General features: G+C 48.9%; 4 protein-coding genes. All 4 read right to left on the reverse strand.

The annotated features are described in order from the left end of the window. Positions 1-165: 165 nt before the first annotated feature. Entirely contained in the window at positions 166-2,673 is a 2,508-nt protein-coding gene (locus ACRD7P_RS08605; protein WP_430907140.1) for an OmpA family protein, read from the reverse strand. Between the two features lie 11 nt (positions 2,674-2,684). Then, positions 2,685-3,605, reverse strand: a complete 921-nt coding sequence (locus ACRD7P_RS08610; RefSeq protein ID WP_430907141.1) for a PorP/SprF family type IX secretion system membrane protein — start codon at positions 3,603-3,605, stop codon at positions 2,685-2,687. A 233-nt stretch (positions 3,606-3,838) separates the two neighbouring features. After that, a complete protein-coding gene (locus tag ACRD7P_RS08615) occupies positions 3,839-9,637 on the reverse strand; it encodes a gliding motility-associated C-terminal domain-containing protein (RefSeq protein ID WP_430907142.1) in 5,799 nt (1,932 codons plus the stop codon). Positions 9,638-9,841: 204 nt separating this feature from the next. Further along, a complete protein-coding gene (locus ACRD7P_RS08620; RefSeq protein WP_430907143.1) occupies positions 9,842-18,481 on the reverse strand; it encodes a gliding motility-associated C-terminal domain-containing protein in 8,640 nt (2,879 codons plus the stop codon). Positions 18,482-18,533 lie beyond the last annotated feature (52 nt).

The following is an 18,533-nucleotide window of genomic DNA, read 5'->3' on the forward strand; positions in this document are numbered from 1 at the left end:
TTTAAAACAAGCCGTTTTAACGGCTTTATGGCGCTTTGGGCAATAACTAGTGGGCGTCTACCGGTAATATGGCCTTAAACGCCGCGCATACGAGTCCGATTTGCGTCCAAATAAAAAAACCGCTACTGTATAACAGTAGCGGTTTTCTTTTTGGAGCTATGGAACTTACATATCCACAACTATAAATTCAGATCGTCGGTTGTTAAAGTGTTCTTCCTCGGTACAGCGTATGTGGCCGTCACAGCCGTTCAACAGGCGTTCCTCTCCATATCCCGTAGCGCTCTCGATACGTTCCGGATCGATTCCCTGTGAGATAATGTAATCGCGGGTAGATTTTGCCCGCTTGTCGGAAAGGTACTTGTTGTACACCGCACTACCCCTGGAATCGGTATGCGATTCGATTCGGATAACCATTTCAGGATATTCCGTCATAACCTCTACCAGTCGGTTCAGTTCCGCCGCCGCGTCGTCCCGGATATAAGAGCGATCGAAATCGAAGAAGATCATTTCGGTCTTCAGTTTTTTGATACCGTCTTCCAGCGCTATCATTTCTTCCAAACGCTTCAGGTTTACGTCCAAGTCGACCCGTTCGTTATCCAAAGTGGTAACTTCCCTGCTCTCTTCAAAGAAATCGCCCTTGGTCGTTTTTAAAACGTATTTGGTATTGCTGTCGAGATCTTCAAAAACAAAGCTGCCATCCTCGTCGGTCACGACCTCTTTTAATTTTATTCCGTTTTCGTCCAACAGTTCTACTAGGGCCTGTGGCATCATATCGCCGGTAACCATTTCGGTGATCACACCGGCAATGGCGTTCATGTTTTCCGGTACTTCCTCTACCATTAGGCGCTTAAAGGAATAAATATCGTCATCGCCTTTACCGCCTTCCCTGTTGGAAGCGAAAAATCCTTGTTGGTTTTCTTCGTTTATGATATAGGAGAAATCATCTTTGTTGCTGTTTACCGGTTGACCAACATTAACGGCTTCCATAAAGCCCTCTTCCTCATCGATACGCACTTCGTACACATCGAGGCCACCCAATCCGATATGACCGTCCGAAGAAAAGTATAGTTTGTTCTCCGTGATGAAGGGAAACATTTCCCGACGTTCCGTATTAATTTCTGGCCCAAGATTTTTGGGTTCCGAAAATTCACCGTTCTCAAGAACGTCGACTACAAAAAGGTCGGTGGCACCAATACTTCCGGGCATGTCCGACACAAAGTATAGTTGTTTTCCGTCCGGACTGAGTGCCGGATGACCGGTGGAGTAGTCGTCGCTATTGAATGCTACTTCCCGGGCCTCGGTCCACTCACCATCTACTTTGTTCGATACATATATTTTCAGATGGTTCACACCATTTTGATCGCGCTTTAGTTTTTTCCCATAATTGTTCCGGGTAAAATACATGGTGGTATTATCCGGTGAAAAGGTTACGGAAGCCTCGTGGTATTTTGTATTGATGTTTTTTGAGAATTTTATGGCATCTTTTAAATCTTGCGATTCTTCGTTGATGCGGGCAACATAAAGGTCTAAAAAGGGTTGGTCGTTCCATTTATACCGACGGGTATTAAAGAAGGAGGAGTCCTTAGCGGAGGCGAATACCACCTGACTCGAATCCAGAAACATAGGTGAGAAATCCGAATATTCCGAATTGACCGCCATGTTTTTTACTTCATAGTCCCGCGAACTGTCCAAAATACCGTCGAGCACCATTTCGTTGGCGGCTAGCTTCCCCTCGTCAACAGTAGCTGCATCCGAATCCGTTTTTTTGTTGTACAACCGCATAAGTTTTTTTGCCCTGGCATATTTGCCGGTGCCTTTTAACGAATGGGCGTACTTGAAGGTGTTTTCGGCGGACATTTCGTCGCCGTACTGCTCGTATAAAATGGTATACCAACCATGGGCTTTTTCCATGTTGGTGTTGTAATAATGCGCATCTGCAGCTTTTTGTATTATGTCATAGGTATAGTAGTCTTGGCCTTTTGCCAAGGCTTCTTCATAAAGTTCCGCAGCTTCCGCGTACCACATTTTATTGAAGTAGCTGTCCGCTTTTTGGATCAATTTACTTTTGTTCGGGCGATCGACGATGGTCGGTGTTTCGGTGCTATCGTTCAATTCGTCCAACATGTCATAGGTAACCTCTTCTGCGGCGATTACGGAGGTTTCTTCCGCACTTTCCACCTCGGCGTCCATGTTTTCGACTATTTCGCCCGAGCCTTCTACTTGCATGATCCAAACCTCGTCGTCATAAGTACCGTCCAGTCCGGAAGCGCTACGCTCTATGGCTTCCCTCCAGTTTTCATGCTGTTCTAGGTACAAATAGTTGAGTTGGTTTTCAGGATTTTGTATCGTATTGGCATCAAAACCTTTTTTACGTAATTTTTTTACGGTTTTTTTGAGATTCTTCCCCTTACTAAATACCCCTGATACAATGTAGTATCCATTGGGAACACCTTCTAGATCATTGAAGGTTCGAAAGGCGATATTGTTTTCTTTGGCAACACTGGCAAAAGTTTCCGGTTCTTTGGGTAAGAACACTGGGGCCGCCTCCGTTTCCGTTGAAATTCCGCTAATACTGATATCGTCTTGCGGTAAAACAAGGTCGTTTTCCGGAGTTTCCTGTGCATGGAAACACAGCGAAAAGAGCAGTACGCTGGAAGTAATTAGTTTTTTCATGTATAGGGTCGTTAGAAAAATCTTGGGGATTTTAATCTGTTTTCTCGAGTAATCCATTGGTACCTAAGGAAAATCTCATGGGTACCCGTGTTATAATTATTGAGTTCGGTAATCGTATAATCATAGGCATAACCCACATTAAACTTTGGGGACAGCTGAAATCCGAACAATGCACTTACCGAATCGTCCCAACGATAGTTCACTCCTAAGTTTAACGTGTTATTCAGCAAAAAATTGGCCGAGACGTCAACAGAGATTGGCGCGCCGGTCACTTGTTTAACAAAAAACGAGGGTTTGAACTTCAAACTTCGATTGACATCGAACACATAACCACCGATCAGGAAAAAGTGAAGGCGCTCCACTGCCTCCGACTCCTGAATTTCGTCATAGTGGGCGTTTGTAAAGATATTTGGGGTCGATAATCCCAAGTAAGCCCTGTCGGTATAGTAGAAGACACCAGCACCTATGGAAGGCAACAGTTTACTATTGATGTTTTCATTAAAACGAGTTTCCGGTTCTCTAAAAAGGCCCTTGTTCCAGTCCAAACTGAAAAAACGGACACCTGCTTTAAGGCCGAGCGCCAAACGGTGCCCTTTGTTGTTCAAAATCAATTGATGTGCATAGTTCCCATCGATGTAGGTTTCTTCCGAGGGCCCGAGTTCATCTTGTACTATGGAAAGCCCGACACCGTCGAACCTGCCAATAGGAGAATCCAATCCAAAGGTAATGGTCCGTGGGGAACCTTCTATGCCTACCCATTGGTCCCTAAAAAGACTGATGGCGGTCAAGTGGCCCCGTGAACCGGTATACCCGGGATTTACGGTCATGGTATTGTACATGTAATGTGTTACCTGAGGGTCCTGTTGTGCATTTGCCCAGCAGGGGAGTAGTACAAGTAACAGCAAGAATTTAAAGATTTGGGATTCTTTCATGCTTATATGGGTTGGCTTCCGCTAATTTGGAAAACTTACATTGGTGTCGGCAAACAAACGCCGATATGGATGTACTGATTAATCATTACTTCTTTTAACGTCAAAACCTTACGGTTTATGTGATTCTGCCCCCTTTTGTTGTAAAGGGTCCTCTTTTTGTTGTGTACTACCGTTTTAGCGGTATCAACGCACTTTTTCTAGTTTAGACCAAAAATAATACTGGTCGGAATAATTTACCTAGAAATATAGATCCATCCTGTTTTCACGGGGTTTCCGTCCGCGAGGTCCAGTACATAGTAGTAGGTTCCCACTGGTAGTTTTTCGGTTATGTTTATGGTAGCGCGCCCTTCGGAGGTACCGTCCCAGGTATTGTCATAATTGCTACGTTCGTATACTTTAGTGCCCCAACGGTTGAATACCTGTAAGAGGTTGTCGGGATAGTCCTCGATACACTCTATAAAGAACACATCGTTGGTACCGTCGTTGTTGGGGGAGAATTCGTTGAACACCGTCAAACAGTCCTGTTCGGTACCGATGTTCCCCCCATCGATCACCGTTATGGTTACCGAAGAGCTATCGTTTGTAGTATCGATATCCAGCTGCTCCACAAAAGCGAGACTGGCGGTGTTGGTGTAATCGTCGCCCGCTACCACGGTGACGGTCAGTTCCAGTTCGGCGGTTTCGCCAGGGGCCAGGGCGGCGATGTCCCATTGTCCGGTGCTCTGGTCGTAGGTTCCCACGGAGGCGTTTCCGAGTATGAGCTGGAACCCGTTGGGCAGTGTTTCGTCGATACCGATATTGGTGGCCTCGTCCGGCCCCAAATTCTCTGCTGTAATGGTAAACACGACGGTCTGGTTTATGGCCGCTTCCAGTACATCGGCAGTCTTTACTACTCGAATATCCGTTTCTTCCGAGAGTACCTGCATCACCAATAGTGACTCATCGTCCTCGATGGGTCTGCCAGGGTCGTAATTGTCTACGGTGGAATCGGGATCACCGGCCTCGGATGCCGTAACTTCCGAGATGAAGGAGTATTCCCCTGCCGTATTTGTTGGGGTATCGGCCGTTGCGGTAAAGGTGAAGGTAAGGGTTTCGCCGTTCGTTATTTCGGGCAACGACCACGTTATGGCATTGCCGCTCTGTACGCCACCGTTCTGTATGGAAACAACGGTAAATCCGCTCGGCACGATGCTTTCCAAGGATACGTTGGGCGCATCAAAAGGGCCTATATTGTCCAAGGTGAGGGTAAAGGTTACCAGCTCGCCGACATCGGCGGGCTGTAGGTCCGAGGTCATGTCGAGCTCCAAATCCGAAACGCGGTCCTGTACGGGTACTATGATGTCCAACGGCCCGCAATGGCAGTTGGATGCGGAGGGCGTAAATGCGATCACGATATTACCCGTTGCGCTGCAGGCGTCCGGACTATCAAAACTGAAGGTCTCGGTAACATTGGCGTTCCCCGGAACACTTTGGGCCAGGGCCCCGGTATGTATGGCGGGCCCCGTTATGTTCCCTATCGCATCGGAACAATATACAGTGTATTGCGCCCCGGCCGGCAACGCTATGGCGCTGGTATTTTCTACTCCGAAACTGACATCGAAGGTGCTATCGCCGTTAGCACGTGTTCCTACTATAGCTTCGGGAGTTCCAAAAGCGGTAATGATGGATTTTTCCAGGGTCACATCGGTAGAAGAAGAGCCCACCAAGGTTTCACTACTGCTACAGGATACCCCTCCGCAGGATAAGGCGCTACTGACCTCAAAATTGGCTATGGTGATCGGCACATCAACGGCACATACATTGGGTTCGTTCTTTAAGGCCACATCGAATTCATATAGAATAAAATCCCCGTTGTCCGCGCCTACGGGCATGTTCACGGTCATTTCCTCATGGTCGTCCACCACGGTGATCACCGGATTGGTAACGGAAATGAATGCCGAACTATTCAAGGAACCCGGAATGAAACGTAGTCCGTCCGGTAGAACAATACGTGCTATATCCTCATTGGATGTTGGTCCGTTGTCCACAATGACCGTTTGAACGGAAACGGTAAAGGGATCGCACCCTTGGAAAACCCCGCCGTTGGGAGTAGTGATGGTCGTTGCGGTACTATAGCTGGATTCGGCACCGTTCAATACCAAGGGGTCGGTGGACAAGCGGGTACCGTTTCCTTCTGCGGGCACCCCGCAGGTGTTGTTCCCGAAGGCGGTATAGGTAATGGCGGTATTGGAGGTAAAGTCGCAACGGAGGTTCAGGTTCAGGTTGATAATGGCGATCTGCTCGTCCAGATTGGCGGCATTGGATGCCCCCTTGATGCCCTGTTCCGCGGCGATCGTGGTATGGTCCAGGATGTTTACGGTAACCTGGTTCCCCGCCAGGGTAGAGGAAACGCTCTGCACGTCCCCTGACCCCCTTGGGTATTCCACTTGGATATCGTTGATCAATACGCCGGAAACGTCCCCGGGGATATCAAAGGTGATGTAGGGATCGATCAGGTCCCCTGCATCTGCGTTTCGCATTTCCAGTCCGATGTTAAAATCGGTACAGACGTCCACGCTCGTGGTAGGTTGCTCCGTTATCAGCAACTGTAAGGTCGCACTTTGTGGTTCCAAGCGAAGCGTAAGTTGTGGGATGTAGGTAGCTGTGGCGTATGCCGCGGCATCCACTGGGTAAGCGGCACAATCCCAAGAATTGGAGACGGGAATATCAAAACTGGAACATTCTGAAAAGGTACCAGTGAACCGTATGGTCTTACATTGGGTAGGTCCATTGCTATATTCTCCTATCTCGATCCAAGTATTCGATGCGTCCTGGGTAAATGGTATAGGTGTTTCTACACCGCCAGAGAAAAGTACCGCTTCCGAAACGGTGAAATTGGTCGCAGTGCCCAGTTGTAACCAATTGTTGGGTATTGTGGAGGTCGTGGTACCGCACACTTCCATTTCATAGGTGATGTTGGATTGGTTTCCGCTGATTACGGGGTTGGGCGAGGTAACGGAAAAGATAGGTTTCTCGTGGGAGAAGTTTTTGGTCTGCGTCCGGACCCTAGTCAAGGGATAATCGGAATACGCATATTCCTGATACGTTATCTCATAGGAGTTAGTGCCCGAATCGGGGGTGTCGATATTTCCCAGCACCGGCACCCGGAGAAAGAACATGACATTCCCTTGGATACGGCGATGTCTAAAATCAGTGTTAGGGGTTACCGTAACCTGATTTCCCGTTTGCGAGTAACTGAGCCTACCGTTAGGTACAGAGGGTGTGCCCGGAAAGCCGATGAACGTAATATTATCATTGGCTAGTGTTGTATTTTGCGGTAGGGTGGTCGTAGCCGACACAAAAACCACGGAAGGTCGAAACTCATTGGGAAAGTGATCGATGGAAGAGTTCGTATGCGCTCCTAGCCGGCTTTGATCGTTAAATGGGGTACAACCACTGCCATTACTGCCTCCAGTTTGTACAAAGGCGGAAACCTTTAGGTAGCTTGCTTCGTCCCCCAAGCTTAAACAGGCCACCTTAGCGCCACCACCATCGAAATAAAAGTACTCCCCCCTGAAATTATCTAGCGTATGTACGGTACGATCGTTAAAACTGTCGGCCCATAAAAACTTAAGCCGCAGTTCCAATTGATCTCCGGGATCAAAGCTTGATGCAAACGCTGACAGATCGAAACGTATTCTATAGTTATTACTGCCCTCCGTTATAACCGTGGGCATGGTAGTAATGTCGAATGCGCTACCGTTGATCAGTAATTCCGACTTGTTCGGGGCCAAGGGATCCGTGGTGGGCAAAAATTCAAAAAGGTCCGAACCTCCGGCTGCTGGTCCCGGCGTCCTATAGGTAATATCAAAACTGAGATTGTCTACAGAAATGTTATTTACTTCACCTAAGGCGGTAATCAGCATTTCGTCCCTTGCCGCATAAAAATTGGTAGCGTGTATTGCAGGGTCCAACACCGTTTTCGTCGTCATGGTGTCGTCCGTCCATCCGGCAGTAATCCGTTCGGCGTCGAAAGCGTTTATGGACGGTCCGTCGCAATTACCAGGACAAATGGCGGTTGCCGATATGGTTCCACAATAGAGAACCATGGAAAGACAGGGGCCACTGTATCTTACGGTATACTGAAAGTCCACGGGGCCTGTAGCACTGGAACCGCAGGAATATTCCAAGGGAAATAATATATTTTCCCTCAGGGTTTCCGTATCGGGCATGTCGGTAGTTAAAAACCGAACGGTATTGGGGCCTGCCATAGAAAATTCCGGTCCTGCACCCGCCGCCAAGGTAACGCCGTTCGGAACGGTCATTTCTACTTCAAGGGATGTGTCCGGGTCGGGCGTAAAGAATGAGCGAAGGTTGCAAAAAGGCGCATCTCTTCCGGAAACGCCCAAATTGGTCAGTAAATTAACATTGAACGACTGCCCGTCGAAAATATCGGACGGATTGGTAACCGTTAATGGAGAAATACGAAAACGCCCATCATTGAAATAGGCACGATCGGCACCAAATTCATCACCACATTGGTTTCGACTAATTCCTTGAGAGCGCACGGACCAATCCCTAACAACATCGGTACTTACTATCGGACAGTTGGGGGTATTGGGGTCAAAATCAAAGTCAAAACTATAATTCACGATCGCACCGGGTGCCAAATCGTCAAAAAAGCCATCCCCATCCAAATCCTCGAACCCTCCGGGACCATCGGGGTCTACCCCGGGCATCCCATGATCGCTATCGTTAACAACGGCATAGGAACCGAGCCCCCTGTTTGCATTTTGGGTGTGCGGGAGTCGAACAATGGGCATCGGATTTCCCGTATCCGTGAAAATGAAGTTGGACAATAACTTGTGCGGTTGAGGCCCGTCATTACCCCATAGGCCATTTTCGGTACTACTCAGCGATATGGTATTATAAGTTCCAAAACCAGTGTTCAACACAACGTCGAACGCCGGTACGGTTCCCTCATTTACCATTTGGGCAAGATAGGTGGCCCCATTAACAAGATCTATACGGCCGAACGTGGTCAGTTCCCTGATATTGAGATCCGGGCCTTCCTGGGACACATTGACCAAGGCCGAGACCGGACTGGTTACCTGACAGATTTCCGAGGTACTACACCCCCATTCGGATTGGTGCGTAATGGAGAGACTGCCACAACCTGCGACCACAAAGCGTTCTTCCAACGCCACCACTTCCGTTTCTTCGAAACTGGAATCCCCGTCGCCCACATTTCCTAAAAAGGGAGCTGCACTGAAATCGATACTATAATAGAAGACGTTTCCCGAAACCGAGTTCGGAGTCAATGTTGTGCCATTGAACCGCAACTCATAGGAAGCGTTTAAATCGGGGTCGACGGTGACCGTATGGTAGAACAGCTGTGTGTTTCCGTTACCGGAATTGGTAATCTCTATTGGTTTTGTTATTGTTTGACCGTTGGTGGCCGTAGAGTTGCTGTAATTTAATATGGACAACAACGGACTTAAAAAGTTATAGGAGTTGATGGTGGGGTCGGTATCCGAATCGGTCTGCGCGCCACTGGCGTTGACATAGGAAACGGTGTGTGCATCTTTAAAAAGGCCGCCGTTGTATGAAAACTGAACGGCGTCACAATCCGCGGTCTTTAGAAATCGAAATTGTACCCGGTCCGAGGTTTGCCAATTGGCGTTCCCCGGGCGCTCCAAGGTAAAAATGGGCGCGTTGGGGTCGGTGTCGTCCACGGTCAGCGTGAAATCGCCGGAACCCTCTTGATTTCGAATTTCTTCTGTTCCGGGAATATAGGAAACCCCATCGGGAAGCGTAAAAGAAATTTCAAAACTGTTGTTTTGGTCCGTTTTTGATAGAATGTTCAAGAAGGAAAAGGCATTGTTGGCGCCTCCACAGGGCCCTAGATCGTTAGAGCTTACGCCTACGCGAAAATCGGGATTGTTGATTTGGCCTGAAACGGTATATCCGAATAGGATACAGAAACACAATATTAGATATTTTGAGCACGCCGATGCTGTAGCGGCCCTTTTAAGAAAAGTAATTGCCCCCATTTGTTTTTGGTTTGTAGGTAAAATTTGGGTTTCCAGAACACGATTTGTTCAAATCAGGTTCATATCACTAAAATAAACGGAAGGGAGTTTCGGGGGAAATCTTTGTTGTGTATCCGCTATTTTTAATGGTAAATGCCTTATAACTTGTTATTTCCTACTTTTTTTCACTGTTGTTTGTTGTTTTGTGTTTGGTCGTTTTTGGGGTTATCGGGAAATGTACAGCCAACCTGTCCGTGGGGTTGCTTCTCCGTTCCCAAGGTCGAGCAGGTAGTAATAGGTGCCTACCGGCAAACGTTCTTCGGTGGCAATGGTCGCCCTGCCCATGGAGCTTCCGTCCCACGTATTGTTATAGCCCTGCGCTTCGAAAACCAGCGTTCCCCAACGGTTATACACCTGTAAGGTGTTGTTGGGATACTGTTCTATACACTCGATAAAGAAGAAATCATTGGCACCGTCGTTATTTGGTGAAAATTCGTTGAACACTGTCAAACACTCACTTTGGGTGACCGTAGGTGTCGCTTCTCCCCGGTCGTTTTCGGTATTCGGATCGATCTGATCTACATAAATGAGTTCGGCAATATTGGTATAGTCGTCTATATCGGTCACTGTTACCGTCATTTCCAAAATAGCGGTATCCGATGGCGCAATGCTGGGTATTTCCCAAGTTTGGGACACTTCTTCATACACCCCGTTAGCGGTATTGGTGGAAACCAGTACATACCCTTGTGGCAGTTGGTCCTCGATCCCTATGTTCGTAGCTTCATACGTACTATTGTTGGTCACCGTAATGATAAACGTAATGGTGTCCTCGAAAAAGGTTTCTGCGCTGTCGACGGTTTTTACTACTTCCAAATCCACTGTAGGGGAAGGAATGGAAAAACGTGCCTCGTCGTCCTCACTTTGGTCGCCATCATCATTGTCCGGGGCCGAATCGGGATCATATTGGTCCGTTGTGGTCACCTGGGCCGTGTTAGTGTATTCATTGATGGTGTTGGACGGTACGTTTACGGTCACCTCATACGACACGGTTTGCGTTCCTACGGGTACGGAGGGAAGCACCCAAGTAATGGTATCCGCTGCATTGGTACCCCCGTTGTTTATGGTTCCCAAGGTGAAGCCGGAAGGAAGGTTGTCTACAAGGGTTACGTTGGTGGCAACGCCCGGTCCATCATTGGTCAATGTCAGCTCAAAAGTTACGGTATCTCCGGCATTCGGATTTTGTATGGAAGCGGCGCTTAGGGCCTTTGTCAGACTTAAGTCGGCAGGGATAAGTAGTATGGAGGCATTGTCCTCATCATCTTCGCTCTGATCACCGTCATCGTTATTTGGGGCGGAGTCTGGATCAAATTGATCGACCTGGGTCACTTGAACAATGTTCATATACTCCGCGTTCCGCCCCGTAGGGATGTTTACTGAAACCTCAAAAGTAAGGACCACCGGCGTACCACTGGGTACATTTAGCCCGTTCCATGTAATAATGGTACCTGTCTGTGTGCCGCCATTATTAATGTTGGTAACGGTGAATCCTTCGGGGACGGTATTTTCTATGGATACGTTGGTCGCCTCATCACTTCCGTTGTTCACCACTTCCACGGTAACCATGAGCACATCGCCCGGATTGGCATCCGATGCCGATATGGTGTTGATAAGCTCTAGATCCGTCTGTTGCGGTGTAATGGTGGTACTGCTTTCATCGTCTTCACTTTGATCCCCGTCGTCATTATTTGGGGTCGAGTCCGAATCAAATTGATCGGAAGCGGTCACTTGCGCCGTATTGGTATATTCTCCGGGGATGTTTGCCGGTTGTTCTATAGTCGCTTCGTAAGATACGGTTTGGCTTCCTACTGGTACCGAGGCAATTGTCCAGCTGATGTTGTTCGCGGTACTTGTGCCGCCATTGTTTATGGTGCCCAAGGTGAAACCGGATGGCAAGCGGTCTTCGACGGTAACGTTGGTAGCATCGTTCGGCCCATCATTGGTCAAAGTAAGTTCAAAGGTAATGGTATCTCCAACATTCGGGTTAGGTACCGTAGTTGTTTTAACCAGGCTTAAATCCGATACCATGATTGAAACGGAGGCATTGTCCTCATCATCCTCACTTTGATTCCCATCGTCGTTGTTGGGAGCGGAATCCGGATCGATCTGATCGGCCTGAATTACTTGTACCGTGTTGGTATATTCTCCAGAAGTTCCGGTCGGGGCATTGATTTCCGCCTCGTAGGTAAGATCGATGTCCCCGGCCGTTACCGTGGCCAGGTTCCAGGTAACGACGCCTCCTGCGAAATTACCGCCATTTGAAATACTGGTCGGGTTTACGGTATACCCCACGGGAACATTGTCGGCTATGACCACATTGGTGGCGGTATCGGGCCCATTGTTGGTAAGGGTAACGGTAAAGATTACCGTATCGGAAACATTGGGGTTGGGTTCGTTTACTGTTTTTTCCAATTGAAGATCTGACAATTGGCAGGTTAGCGAAGCCGAATCATCGATAACATCTGGATGGTAAGCGCCATAGGCCGCTGCGGTTACCCTCCCCGAACCATCGGTAGCCGCAGGCGATCCGGAGCCGTATTGGCCGTTGTCCGGACCGTCGGCATTCGGATCTTGATAAGCCTCGTTGGCGTCGCTACAACCGTCGCCATCGCTATCCAGTATTCTAAGGTCGGGATTTCCATCGGTATCGCTGTCCTGTAAGGTGTAATTGATATTACCACTTTCTAAAGGGTTTTCAACAGCGTCCGGTAAGCCGTTTGCTCCGGCACTTCCGTTTACCGTGCCGTTGGTATGGGGTTGTGTGTGCCCCGCTTCTACGGCATCAAAAATACCATCGTTATCGCTATCCACATCCAAACGGTCCACTACGGTATCGTTATCGGTATCGCGATCACAATTTGCCGAAAATACGTTAAATGGAATCAATTGCTTGGCAAGGGAAGGTCCTTCGTACCGGACTTCCAACCGTTCTCCTCCGAAACGTTCAAAGAACGGAATTTCAATCTGATAGGTGCCCGGGGCCAAGGTAATTGTGCCCGAACGCTCCCGGAAACCGTGGGCCCCATCGTTATTCACGATTTCGGCCCCGTCGATGAACAGTTTTGAACCATCGTCGGACTGGGTATAAAAAGTATAGCTTCCGCCGGTAGTTATGGCTATAAAACCGGAATAGCGAATGGCAAAGGTTTCCCTGTCCCCATTGTCCAGTAAATTTTGTAGGTTATCAACATCGATTTCGTTTACCGACCCTTCGAACGTGGCATTATTAGTAGGAATGTTATCGGTTGTTCTTCCGGGCACATCGATTTCGAAAAACTGATAGTTCAAAATTCCGCTACACAAATCACTTTCCTCTAAATCTGGTACTCCGTCGTTATCATCGTCAAGATCTTCAAAATTAAGCACGCCATCGTTATCGGTGTCGTGGTCCACATATATTTTCGCCAGTCCGTTGCTACAGTTCGATGGATTGGCCGTTTCGCAAATGCGATACCCAATAACATAATATCCGGGCTCGGTATTGGATGCCAGATTCACCGTACCATCGGGGTTCATGGAAATACTTCCGGTAGGATCCGGTGCTATTTCCGTTAGCGTTACCGTGGAAAGGGTTACGGGCGTCTGGTTTAGGCGATCGTTGGTGAGTACATTGTATATCGCAGTACTTCCCGGTATTCCGTTTATAGGGGTTAGGTTCGAATCTTCGGCAGCTTGTATCGGAGCAATATCCACTGTTGCGTATGCGATTGCGCGATCACAGGTTCCTGGAGCGCTTAAATCGCAAATTTCATATTCGAAGGAGTACGTCCCGACCGACGTGTTGGGTATAATACGGGTAGTGCCGTTGGAATTTAATCGAAATCGATTTCCGGCCGAGGTCGTGGTCCGTCGTAGCGAAACATTTGATAATGTGGCCGTGTTTCCGTTTACCAGATCATTGTCAAGTACATTGTAAATATTGTTCTGCCCAGTGGTTCCGCTAATGCTACCGGTGTAATTATCATCTACCGCTGTAATACAGTCGGGAGCCGTTACATTGGTTTGGGCAGTACAGGTGGTGGCTTCGCTCACCGTTACCGTAATATCGGTTCCATTGGGTACTCCGGAAACGGTCCAGCTATTCCCTCCGTTATCGACCGTGGTTCCTGCAGTACTGGTAACGGTTCCTCCACTTACGGTCAGGTCGACCGTATAGGTAGCAGCGGGAGCACAACTTGGCGTGCCGACGATGGTGATGGTAGGAGGCGCATTTACGGTGACTATAATTTCAGAACGGCCACTCTCGCAGCCATTGGTCGTTTGGCTTACGAAATAAGCGCTGTTCCCGACAGTTGCGGTACTTGGCGTTGGAGCGGTAGTATTGCCCGTTCCTCCCGTTGCGGCGGTGTACCATAACAAATTGGAACCGGATGCGGTAAGCGCAGATGCCGTATCGCCTTGGCAGTAGGTTACTGGGGAACTAACGGTAGGAGCCGATGGAATCGCATTTATTTCTACCGTTATTTCCGCCCGTGTACTTTCGCAGCCATTGGCATTCGTTTGGGAAACATAATAAGAGGTGTTTCCTGTAGTTGCCGTGCTTGGTGTAGGAGCGGAAGTGTTTCCCGTGCCTCCTGTCGGAGCGGTATACCATAGCAAATTGGATCCCGTGGCGGTCAAGGGGCTTGCCGTATCCCCTTCACAGTAGGATACCGGTGTGCCGATTCCCGGTGGAGACGGGCTGTTGTTGATCGTAACGACGATTTCGGAACGGGCGCTTTCACATCCGCTCGCACTGCTCTGGCTTACGTAGTAGGAAGTACTTCCCGCCGTTGTGGTACTCGGTGTAGGAGCGGTAGCATTTCCGGTTCCTCCCGTGGCATTGGCATACCATAATAGGTTGGAGCCTACCGCAGTCAAAGCGGAGGCGGTATCTCCGGAACAGTAAACTACCGGAGTGTTTACCGTTGCTGCGTTGGGTACGGTATTTCTTGTAATGATTACTTCGTTTCTGGTAGCACTGGTACAACCGGTCACCGTATTTCTGGTTTCTGCGAAAAAGCTGTTGGCGCCGTCGGTTAGGCTACCTGCTGCTGGCTGGTAGGTTAAAGAGCCCGTTATTAGGGCGGTACCACCGGAAGCGGAAGCAAACCAATCCACAGTTTCGTCCGGTCCGACGCTTACGGACACTGTAGGAACCGTATCCCCTGCGCAAAAGGCCAGATTACCGCTATCGTCCGTAGGTGCGTTTACAGTAGGGCAACTACAGTTGGGAGCGGTAACGTTAAGGGTATTGGTACAGGAATTACCGGTATCGGTTACCGTTATGGTAATATCGGTTCCCGAAGTAACGCCGGAAACGGTCCAGTTGTTTCCGCCATTGTCGGTAACGGCCCCTTGGGTACTGGTTACCGTTCCCGTACTTACGTTTACGGAAACGGAATAGGTGGCTAGATCGACCGAACAGCTTGGTGCGGTGGCTATGGCTATCGTTGGTGTTTCTCGTACGACGACCACAATTTCGGAACGCGGGCCTTCACAGTCATTGATTGTTTGGCTGACCCAGTAGGATGTGGATCCAGAGGCGGCGGTGCTCGGGGTAGGTGCGGTATTGGTACCACTGCCTCCGATTGCCGAGGTATACCATAAGAGATTGGACCCCGATGCGGTCAATGCACTCGCCGCATCTCCTTGGCAATAGCTTACCGGAGTGGTTACGCCAGGGGCGGCCGTATTGTTTTGCACGGTAACATCAAAACTATAGGTTCCGGTGTTTCCGTTGGAATCGGTGGTTTCAAAAGTATTGGTGGTGGTGCCCAAAGGAAACGTTCCTCCGGAGGCAATACCGGCAGTTTGGGTTATGGATAATACCATTGGAGCACAGCTGTTCGCAGGATCCGAAAGTTGCACGCCAGGAATACTTAGATTATCCATGCGTACACGTTTTGAGGTATTTACTTTGGTGTCACTATCAAATTCGAACCGAATACGGTAATTCCCTGTTTGTGTAACGGGTATTCTTGCAGCGTTGGTTGCTAAATCAGTATAGTTGAAGGTATAGATGGGGGTAGTAATCGCTGCTTCATCTTCCAATAAGACCGTTATCGTGTTTACACCGCTAGGATGTGCCTGTAAAGCATGTATAAAGCTAATTTCCCCTGTTCCGTTCAGATAAACTAAGGGACTGACAAGCCCCCGGGTAAAACTTGGTTCTATTTCCGAAGTATAAAAACTAGTGTTTCCGGCCAAAGGCGCACTTGTCGTTACGGTACTTCCAAAGAAGATATAACACTGCGCGATCAAGTCGTTTCGACTGGCAACTTCGAAATCGGTAACAACAGGAAAAGTACCAGTATTGGCTACACAGTTATCCGTAACGGTTGGTGTCGCATAATTTACAATGGCGGAACAACCTGCGCTGCTTGCTGCAACGGTTATATCCGTTGGGCCGCTGATAACCGGGTCAATAGTGTCGGTTACAACGACATCGAAACTGCAAGAAACCGAATTGCCGCCGAGATCCGTGGCGGTGTAAATTACGGAAGTGGTTCCGGGTAAAAACTCATCTCCTGGAGCGTAACCATTGGACGTAATGGTTGCCGTTCCACAATCATCGGTAGCGGTAGGTGGTGTCCAAGTTACTACCGCTCCACAACTACCTGCTGTAGTATTGGCGGTAAGAGGCCCCACAGGGCACCCTGTTATCACGGGATCCGTAGTGTCGGAAACGGTCAATATGGCCTCATTGGAGGTGGCGGGGCTACAGCTTGCCGCAGGACTGTTGGCGATGGCACGAAAACGATCGCTGTTCATGGCGATGGTCGTACCGCTGATCACTAGATCTGCACTTTGTGTACCACTATAGGGAGCCGCTTCGCTGAGGTCGTTCCAACTGCCCGATGTAAAGCGCTGCCATTGAAAGCTGCCGGAATTATTGGCACCGGCAGAGAAGGTAACGTTCGTTCCCGGACAGACCGATTGATTTGAAGGACTAGATGTTATGGTCGGTGGCGTGTTTACGTTTACGATGAGCTGCGCACGATTACTTTCACAGGTTATGCTACCGGATGAAGCGGATTGCGATACCCAAAAATTTTGTGTGCCCTGGGCCGAGGTATCCGGTCGGGTGTTGCCTGCGATAATATTGCCCCCGGTAGCGGCATCGTACCAGGTCAAATTTGTTCCGGTGGCATTGGAATCCAATGTGCCGGCGGTATCCCCGATACAATATTCGACCGGACTGGTAACGCTTGGTGCGGATGGTCGGTTAAAGACCACTACTTCAATTACTGCCCTTGAACCTTCGCAACCACTAGGGTCATGCACCTGGCTCACATAGTAATCGGTGGTAGCGGCCACGGATGTGTCCGGGGTGGGTGCGCTTCCAAGAGCAGGTCCCCCGGTTGCGTTTGAATACCATCGCAGGCTGTGGTCGGTAAGCGCGGTAGCCGAAAGGGGAACAGCGGTATCCCCAACACAATACTCGATCGGTGTGGTTACTGTCGGTTCCGGGGGCAGCGGTATCTGCTGCAAGGTAATTTCCAAACGGTCTACACTGGTACAGCCCGAAGATGAGTTTTCGGTCTCTACAAAATAGGTTCTTAAAAGATCCGTGGTGGTGGGCGGCTGATAGGTAGTACTTCCAGCTTGTATCTGTGTGCCCGCCGAGTCGTACCAGTTTGCGGTTTCGCCCGAACCGACCGAAACGGAAAGTTCGGGTGGTGTGGTGCCGAAGCAATGCGAGTAAGTGGTTTGACCTGTCGGTGGATTTATGTTGTTTTCTACCGTAATCGTAAAAGAGCGTTCGATTTCGTTTCCAGCGGAATCTTCCACCTCATAGGTAATGGTAGTGACACCAACGGCAAACTCATCGCCGCTCTGTAGTCCTGTTCCATCTTCCCTTTGTACAAGGAAACGATCTAGATCGCAACTAGGGTCGTTAATGTTGGTGACTATGGTTCCTGGCAACAAGAGGTCATCCAAGTAGCCAGTTTGTCCGGAGGTCAAAAATAGGTCCGAGTAGTACCGAATCCTTACTTTTCTATTACCCGAGAACGTAATAGGAAGATTTTCTTGTTGGATTGTGGTGGTGGCATACACTTCGGAAAAGAAATTTGGGATGACCACAACACCGTTCTGGTCAAGAATATCTACAATTAGGGTAGCATTATCGCCAATTGCCGAAATGCCATGTGAAAACGAGATTTCCCCATCGCCGGTAAATAAGAGTACCGGACTGGTAAACTCGCTGGAAAAGAAAGGAATACTCGATAAAACGGGCGCTTGCAAGTAATTGGACCCGTTGATGGGACTGCCAGGTTCTATGGTCGTTTGATAAAAATCGTAGCATTGGTTCGTCGGTGATTCAAAATCTTGTAATACCGGAGCTACTCCCTGACCGGCAGGGCAGTTATCGGTAGCTTGGGGATATGCCCAACTATGGACCGCCGTACAAGTAGCGGGGTCCGCGTTTAAAACAACATCACTTGGAAACTGCGTAAAAACAGGGTTTTCATTGTCGGAAACGATAACATTGAAACCGCAGGTCGTAATTTCCCCAATAGCATTTTCCGCACGATAGATTACCGCCGTGGTTCCTGGTAAAAAAAGATCTCCGGGGTCGTAGTTACTGGTAACCGAGGTCGCTCCCGAAGCGGAGGGGGGAGTCCAATTGACCGTAGCCTCGCACGTTCCCGGGGTATAAGTGACCACGACATCGGTCGGGGGGCAACCTGTAAAAGATGGAGGAGGTGCACTATTCGTTTCAACTATGCCGAAGGCGTGGTATGCAGCGTTTTCGGGAACGCTAAAACTGGCGAACAATCCGAAAACAAACAATAGAAAAACTAAGGTTCTTATTTGGGGCATTTGTTACGATTTGGTAGGTTCAATACACTGCCGCTGATATCATTTTAAACTT

It is taken from the genome of Maribacter sp. 2-571 (genome assembly GCF_050589625.1).
Taxonomy (GTDB): domain Bacteria; phylum Bacteroidota; class Bacteroidia; order Flavobacteriales; family Flavobacteriaceae; genus Pelagihabitans.

What these genes read in the sequence shown, in the direction of transcription:
- ACRD7P_RS08620 (WP_430907143.1), bottom strand. Translation starts at nt 18,481, where the DNA reads ATGCCCCAAATAAGAACCTTAGTTTTTCTATTGTTTGTTTTCGGATTG.
- ACRD7P_RS08610 (WP_430907141.1), bottom strand. Translation starts at nt 3,605, where the DNA reads ATGAAAGAATCCCAAATCTTTAAATTCTTGCTGTTACTTGTACTACTC.
- ACRD7P_RS08615 (WP_430907142.1), bottom strand. Translation starts at nt 9,637, where the DNA reads ATGGGGGCAATTACTTTTCTTAAAAGGGCCGCTACAGCATCGGCGTGC.
- ACRD7P_RS08605 (WP_430907140.1), bottom strand. Translation starts at nt 2,673, where the DNA reads ATGAAAAAACTAATTACTTCCAGCGTACTGCTCTTTTCGCTGTGTTTC.